Source organism: Myxococcus sp. CA039A, from assembly GCF_013336645.1.
GTDB classification, from domain to species: Bacteria; Myxococcota; Myxococcia; order Myxococcales; family Myxococcaceae; genus Myxococcus; species Myxococcus llanfairpwllgwyngyllgogerychwyrndrobwllllantysiliogogogochensis.
Genome location: NZ_JABUMQ010000467.1, coordinates 1 through 6,608 on the forward strand (window position 1 = coordinate 1; position 6,608 = coordinate 6,608).

Sequence of the window (6,608 nt, forward strand, 5' to 3'; positions counted from 1 at the left end):
GTTCGGGGACTGGGGGGCGGTGGTGCCCTGGGGCTCGCTGGAGGCGGGCTTCTGCTGGCTGGCGCAGCCCGCGAGCGAGACGGCGACGAGGGCGGTGATGAGGCGGCGCATCAGTGGCGCTCCTTCGGTTCGACGGGTGCCTGCTTCCGGGCGGGAGGCACGGCGTGGAGGATGACGCGGGCATCGGGGCGCAGCGTGTCGCGAGCGAACAGCTTCACGGACTCGGGCGTCACCGTCTCGTAGCGCGCCAGGTCCTGCGCCACGTAGCTGGGCTCACCGACGAAGTGGTTGTAGTTCTGCAGCACGTCCGCCTTGCCACCGAAGCCGCCGATGGACTGGAGGCCCGCCAGCGTGCGCGTGTCATAGCGGGTGCGGGCGCGCTGGATTTCCTCCGGGGTGATGCCGTTGCGACGGATGTCTTCCAGCACCGCGTCCACTTCCTTGAGCAGCGCGTCCGTGGAGACGCCGGGCCGGGCCACCACGTCGAGCGTGAAGACCGACTGCGCGCCCTGGCTCTGCTGGGTGACGTTGACGCTCTGGGCCAGCTGCTTGTCCAACACCAGCCGGCGGTAGAGGCGGCTGGCCTTGCCGGTGCCGAGCGCCGTGGCCAGTACGTCCGCGGTGGCGTCCCCGTCCTCGAAGTACCCGGGCGACAGCCACTGGATGGACAGCAGGGGCAGCGTGGCCACGCGCTCCTCGTGGCGGATGACCACGGGCTGCGCGAGCTTCACCGAGGCGACCTCGGGCTTCGTCGGCTTGGGGTGGCTGGGCAGCGAGCCGAAGTACTTCTCGATGAGGGCCTTCGTCTTCGCCACGTCGAAGTCACCGACGACGGCGAGCGTGGCGTTGGACGGCGCGTACCACTTGCGGAAGAAGTCCTTCACGTCCTCCGGCGTGGCCGCGTCCAGGTCCTTCATCGAGCCGATGACGTCACCGTGGTACGGGTGCGGCAGGGGGAACAGCGCGTGCCAGGACGCCTCGCGGGCGAGGCCATAGGGGGCCGTCTCGGTGCCCTGGCGGCGCTCGTTCTTCACCACCTCGCGCTGGGTGGCGAGCTTCTCCGGGGAGAGCGCGTCGAGCAGGAAGCCCATGCGGTCGCTCTCCAGCCAGAGGGCGGTCTCCAGGTGGTGGGTGGGCACCGTCTCGAAGTAGTTGGTGCGGTCGAAGCTGGTGGTGCCGTTGAGGTCGGTGGCGCCCAACTGTTCGAGCATGGAGATGTGCACGTCATCGGCCACGTTGCGCGAGCCCTGGAACATCATGTGCTCGAAGAGGTGGGCGAAGCCGGTGCGGCCGGGCTGCTCGTGGTAGGCGCCGACGTGGTACCAGACGTTGACGGAGACGACGGGCAGCTTGCGGTCGACGGAGAGGATGACCTCCAAGCCGTTGGGCAGCGTGTACTTCTCGTAGGGGATGGCGACCGCTTCGCGACCGGGCTCCAGCGGCTTCGCCTCTTGTGCTGAGAGGGCGAGTGCCGGGAGCCCGAAGACGACGAGGGCTGCGGCGACGAGGGCCTTCATTCGGGACAAGGTTCCTCCGGGGCTTCCGTGCCAGGGACTCACCTCTCGCGCTTAGCACGCGTCCCTCGCCGGGTGGGCAAGGAATGACAAGCGGAATGGGCGGCGGGTGGCAACTGTTGAGGGCCGGCTCCGAGCGGGATGAGGTGTCCGTTGACTCGCGTCCCAAGCGCGCGGCGCTCCATGAGACACTGGAGCGCATGGTTTCCTTGGTCGGTGTCACGCCTCGCTGCGCTCTCCACCCGGAGGTGGAGGCGGGGGGGACGTGTCAGCGCTGCGGCGGCTTCGTCTGTGAGGAGTGCTCCACGTGGGTGATGGGCGTGCTGTATTGCGCGGCCTGCTCCCTCCGCCCGGAAGTGAACTACCTGGAGACCTTCCGGCTGAAGCTCTGGGGGCGGCGCGACACGAATGCGTGGCTGGTGGGAGTCGGGACGCTGGCGGTGCTCGCGGGCGTGCTGACGGCCTTGTTGCAAGGCGTCTGGCCCATGGCGCTGGTGCTGCTCGGCGCCGCGGTCGTGGGTGGGGCGTTCTACCTGGGACAGCACTGGGCGAGGACGGCCCTGGTCTTCACGCCGGTGGTCGCGGGCGTGGCGGGCGCGGCGATGTTCGGCCCCGCGCTGCTCGTGGGCGGGTTCCTGCTTTTCGTCACCGCGTTGCAAATCTTCCTCGACACGAGGAACCGGCTCTTCTTCCGCGTGGACGTGTCGGAGAAGGAGCTGCGACGTTTGTGGGATTTGCGAGTCAACAACCCGATGGCGAGACATGCGCTGTCGTTGGGGTTCACGACGTTCATCTTTCCGGTGCTGGGGCCCGTGGCGGTGGTCTTCGGCCTCATCGCCTTGCGGAAGGTGGATTCGCGAGCGCGGCCTCCCATCGGTAAGGGGTGGCAGGCGGTGGCGGGCATCCTGCTGGGGGTCGGGGGCACGGTGCTGTGGTTGCTGCTCTTCGGGCCGCTCATGAAGGGCTTCCTGGAGCGGCTTCCCGCCTGAGTGCCGGCCCGCCGCCCCGGCGCGCGGCGGGGGCGTGGTGCCTTCCGGGAGGGAGGTGTCCACGGTGAGTGGGTGGGAGTCAGCCACCACACCCGGACAGGGGGAGGGCCACGACATGGCGAATGAAAACGAGGGACGACCAGAGGCAGGCGAGCGCCCGAGCACGTCGACGGAGGAGCTGCGAGCGAAGCGGCGCGAGTCGAGGACGTCGCGGACGTACACGCTCTTCTTGAGGGACCTGGAGGCGAAGGCGGGAGTCGACCGTCCGCTCGCGGAGCGGGCCGCGGAGTCGGTGCTCTGCACGCTGGAGCAGCGGTTGATGGGCCAGGAGGTGGAGCACCTGGAGGCGCAGTTGCCGCAGAAGGTGAGGGACTTGTTGCAGCGCTGCCCGCGACACGAGGGCCTGCCTCCCCGCAAGTTCAAGATGCTGGAGTTCCTCCAGATGGTCTCCGACGACCTGGACACAACGCCGAACGAAGCGGAGCGCCTCACGCGCGCAGTGTTCGCCACGGTGCGAGCGCATATTTCCGAGGGAGAGGCCGAGGATGTGATTGGCCAGCTCCCCGCGGACCTGCGCGCGCTGTGGGTTCCGGAGGCATGAGGGGTGGGAGCTACCGTCGGTGATGGAACAGGGACCCGGTCGGACACTCGACGCTGAGGCTCGGGTGTCCGAGGATTCAGGGGTGGCATCGTTGACCTGGAACTGAACGCGCGGCAGGGTGGCTCCGTGAGACAGGGCTGGCGGCACTTCATCCATCAAGCGCTGGAGGGTGTGGCCGACGACCCGCACGTGCGGATGCTCCGCGAGCGGCTGCGCTCGGGGGGACAGGTCGTCCGGGTTCACTTCGAGGACTCGGGACCAGGTCCCAGCTATCGGGTCGTGTTGTCCCTGGACCGGCAGCTCTCGGAGCTGCGGGTTCCTCATTCCGAGAGCTTCACCCGCTGGTCACTGGAGGCCGGGGTGCGCATGGCCACGCTCGAGGACGAGGTGGCTCGGTTCACCCTGCTGTTGCGAGAGCGGCTCCAGGTGGTGGAGGCGGAGCTGGGACGGAGCTCTCTTCAGGGAGTGCTCGTCGAGGTTGTGCGGGAGCTGGGACCACCGAAGGCTCAAGCGAGCCTCTCGGGTCGTCAGGTACACAGTCTGTCCGAGGGGCGGGCTCGCCTTCAGGCGATGCGCACGGTGGAAGGGGTCATCACCACGCTCGTGAAGGACCTGGGCACCGGGCTCAAGTACGACGAGGCACAGGTGGCGGGGACTCTCGACGCGGTGCTGGAGCGCTTCGTGAGCGTGCCCTCGCCTCACCAGTCCTGAAGCTGAGCGGCGAAGTGCTGGAAGCTCTTGCGCTCGCGGAGGCGGTCGAGTGCATCGGGACGCGCCAATTGCTCCAGTGCCAGTTGGGTGCAGCGGGCATTGGGCGGGAGAGGATGTCCGTAGAACTGCTTCTTGAGCTGAGACCGGTGGTAGCGCGTCTCGGGAGGCCGTCCCCCGAAATCGTCACCGCGGAGCTGGAGCAACCAGGTTTCGAGCGTCTGGATGGGCACCACGATGCATGCTCGGTGAGACGTTCCCTTCCAGGATGGCGGGACGGCCTGGGAGAGCCAGCAGACCCGACAGTCGTCCTCCTTGGCACCGTGCTGTTCGGGCGTGTGGGAGTGCTCATGCTCCGGGCACTTTTTGCTCCCACCGTCGTTGTCGACGGCTACGAGTGCGCGATTGACACCGTTCGAGGCAGCGGTTTCCAGGAATGCCTCCGAGAGTTTGCGGACCCGCCGGAATCCGCCGCCGTGGAAGCTGATCTGGGTGGACCAGCGCTGGACTTCGACACTGAGCATTCGGGCGAGAAGGACGCGATAGACCTCCGCGTCCATCTCATCGTTCTCGCTAGCGATGGCGACAGTGAGCATGTCGTGGTGGCCTAGAAGTCCTGGTTGAAGAAACCGCTCTCCAGCAGTTCGCCTGGAGGCGCACTTGTCAGGGCTTCACGCAGGAGGGGGATGTCCTGAAGGCGGTTCACACGTGTCCCTGTTTCCGAGCGGCGGAAGAGGACGATGGCCTCTGGCTCGTCACGGAAGGCATTGAGCAGCACGGGGGAGTGGGTCGCGATGACGAACTGGCACTTTTTCGCGAGGGTGAGTTCCTTGAGCAGGTCCACCAGCTCGCGCAGGCGACGTGGGTGGATGGAGTGCTCGGGTTCCTCGATGAAGATGATTTGTCCGGGGCCTGCCTCGATGGCGTGCATGGTGAGCGCGGTGAAGCAGAGCACACCGTCGGAGAGGTGCTCGGCGTCGAACTCCTCTCCGTCGCGTTGACGCAGCCAGAGGCGCTGGTGTCCGGGCGTAGGCGCTGGGCGCACGAGCGCATTGCGGACTTCAGGGAGGCACTTCTGGAGAAAGGACTCCAGTTCCTCGACCTTCTCTGGGCGGGAGCCACGCCAGAGTCCAAGCACCGCCGCGAGCCCTGCTCCCTCGGGAGTGAGTTTTGGCTCGGGGACGACCTCGGAGTCCGCGCGCAGAGCCCGGAGCGACAGCTTGACCATCCGTGAGTGAGCGAGGGGCTGCCAGAAACTCAGCATCCTTCTGTCTTCGCCCGCGACAACGAATCTGAGAGCTGGTGCGAGGTCCCCAGTGGAGTTTTGGGTCTGGACTCCTCGGACGATGAAGTCGTTGGGGTACCGGAACCGAATGGTCAGGTCGGCTTCCGATGCGCTGATTTCCTCAAAGGAGGGAATGGCTCCGACGCGGGATGATCGTGATAGCTCAAGGATGTAAGTGCTCCCGAGATCCGTCTCCCAGCCCAGGGCAAGGTTTTCGCCGTGCTTGGGAGCGTGGATGTATGGGCGATGGAAGAGGAAGTGAGAGTCTCCTTCCTGCATCACGGCATCTTGTCCCTGACCGACGACCAGATTGGACACGAACCGGCCCACGGTCATGAAGCTGGACTTGCCCGAGTTGTTGGGACCGACCAGCACGGTGATGGGCTCCAGGGGAACCCTCTGCAGAGTGCCGAAACTCTTGAAGTTCTGGAGCGTGATGGACCGAATCATGAAGCCAGTCTAGGCCGGGTCCTCCCGTGAGCGGGCGGTTGCCGTGCCGTGAACGGGTGAGTGAAAGTCCGACCAGGTTGCGACACTACTGATGCGCCAGGTCCTCATATCACAAACAACCTGTCACGTCACTTCCTCGAGAGACGCCCTACTCCGCGAGGAGTGATGAAGCCAGACGTCTCACGTCCTCGGAGTCATCGCGGGCGACCACGTCGCGCAAGAGCTCACCGGCCAGGTGCTCCACGGTGAGCAGTGTCCCCAGCATCCGCACCACCTCGGCGCGGACCTGGGGCTCGGGCTCCGCTCGCAACACCTGCGCCACCGCGCGCAGGTGCGGACCAGCCACACGCCGCGAAATCATCACCGCCGCCTGCACGCGCACCCGTGCCTCCGGGTCCTCCAGCAGCACCGTGTCCAACAACACATCCACGTCCGCACCCGCCATCGCCCCCAGCGCCTCCGTGGCCACCACGCGCACCTCCGCCGAGCGGTGAGCCAGCGCCGCGCGCGCATACTCCAACCCCCGCGCCGAGCCCGTCCGCGCCAGCGCCCGCAAGCACGTCTCCACATCCAGCCGCTTCGTCTCGCAGCGCCCCATCAACCCATCGAGCACCCCGAGCGCACGTCCGGGCTCCGAGCGCTCCAACCCCTTCGCCACCGAACCGAGCGCGAGCACCACCGCGCGCTTCAGCTCGCCTTCCTTCGTCGCTCCCACGGCCCGAGCCAGCGCTTGCGTCAACTCCGCCGACGGCCGCGCCACCTTCCCCGCCGCCGTGGCCACCAATGCCCGTGTCGTCACCCTCAGCCGTGATTCCCCCAGCAGCCGGGCCAGCTCCCGCTGTGCCTCCGGAGTCCCCGCGCTCCCCAGCGCGTCCAGCACCTGCGCCACCCCGCTGCCTTGAGCCGCCGCCACCCGCCGCACGCGCCGCGCCGCCAGCACCGCCTTCGTGGGCAGCAGTCGGAACAGCGCCGCCAGTCGCTCCCGGGCCTGAAGCAACTCCTGCTCCCGCGTCTCCGTCTCCACCACGCCGAGCAGGACCTCCAGCGTCGCATCCCCCACC

6 protein-coding genes and 1 pseudogene are annotated in these 6,608 nt (G+C 67.4%); 3 read left to right on the top strand and 4 right to left on the bottom strand.

The features are described from left to right. Window positions 1-110 precede the first annotated feature (110 nt). Window positions 111-1,517, bottom strand: coding sequence for a pitrilysin family protein (locus HR086_RS43495; RefSeq protein ID WP_174456100.1), 1,407 nt, complete (start codon window positions 1,515-1,517; stop codon window positions 111-113). 197 nt (window positions 1,518-1,714) lie between these two features. Here HR086_RS43495 and HR086_RS43500 point away from each other — a divergent pair, with 197 nt between their 5' ends. From HR086_RS43500 to HR086_RS43510, 3 genes are all read left to right on the top strand, one after another. Next, on the top strand, window positions 1,715-2,503 hold the full coding sequence (locus HR086_RS43500) for a DUF4190 domain-containing protein (RefSeq protein ID WP_174468584.1): 789 nt from the start codon (window positions 1,715-1,717) through the stop codon (window positions 2,501-2,503). Between the two features lie 115 nt (window positions 2,504-2,618). After that, the gene (locus HR086_RS43505; RefSeq protein WP_141648609.1) at window positions 2,619-3,104 is read left to right on the top strand and encodes a DUF2267 domain-containing protein; all 486 of its coding nucleotides are present in this window, start codon (window positions 2,619-2,621) and stop codon (window positions 3,102-3,104) included. A gap of 126 nt (window positions 3,105-3,230) precedes the next feature. Beyond that, complete coding sequence (locus tag HR086_RS43510) at window positions 3,231-3,815, top strand: hypothetical protein (RefSeq protein WP_174460363.1); 585 nt, start codon at window positions 3,231-3,233, stop codon at window positions 3,813-3,815. Here the strand turns inward: HR086_RS43510 and HR086_RS43515 are convergent. The 3 genes and pseudogenes from HR086_RS43515 to HR086_RS43525 all read right to left on the bottom strand — a co-directional run. Further along, complete coding sequence (locus HR086_RS43515) at window positions 3,803-4,408, bottom strand: hypothetical protein (RefSeq protein ID WP_174460364.1); 606 nt, start codon at window positions 4,406-4,408, stop codon at window positions 3,803-3,805. The two genes, HR086_RS43510 and HR086_RS43515, sit on opposite strands and share 13 nt — an antisense overlap. Window positions 4,409-4,419: 11 nt before the next feature. Further along, window positions 4,420-5,547, bottom strand: coding sequence for an AAA family ATPase (locus HR086_RS49025; RefSeq protein WP_174460467.1), 1,128 nt, complete (start codon window positions 5,545-5,547; stop codon window positions 4,420-4,422). Window positions 5,548-5,695: 148 nt separating this feature from the next. Beyond that, window positions 5,696-6,608 (bottom strand): annotated as a pseudogene (locus HR086_RS43525) (HEAT repeat domain-containing protein); the annotation flags it as partial.